This is a genomic window from Salmonella sp. SAL4457 (assembly GCF_046548235.1).
In the GTDB taxonomy this organism is placed as follows: Bacteria; Pseudomonadota; Gammaproteobacteria; order Enterobacterales; family Enterobacteriaceae; genus Salmonella; species Salmonella enterica.
In genome coordinates, this window is sequence record NZ_JBGDZO010000250.1 from 1 (window position 1) to 311 (window position 311).

General features: G+C 71.4%; 1 pseudogene. It reads right to left on the bottom strand.

Annotated elements, in window-relative coordinates:
• Positions 1–311, bottom strand: a pseudogene (gene ddl / locus ACLJNW_RS24145) (D-alanine--D-alanine ligase); the annotation flags it as partial.

A 311-nucleotide genomic window follows, 5' to 3' on the forward strand; every position in this document is an offset into this window, starting at 1 on the left:
CACCAGAGCCGGCCCTGTTCGACGAGGCGGAAGTCGGTGCGGCTGTAGCCGCTCAGCTTCAGCGCCCGGTGTACCTTCAGCGCCAGACGCTGGGCCTCGGCGGCGATCGCCGGCGGCAGGTCGGCGGGAAACACCTCGCGCACCGCGCCGGCCTGGTACTTGTGCTCGTAGTCGAAGACCTCCTGGCCGCCGAGGAGAATCTCGCCCACCGGCAGCGCCTGGTCGTCGAGCACCCCGACGGTGACCTCGCGGCCGGCGACGAAGCGCTCCAGCATCACCTCGTCGCCATAGCGCCCGGCCAGCTCGATGGC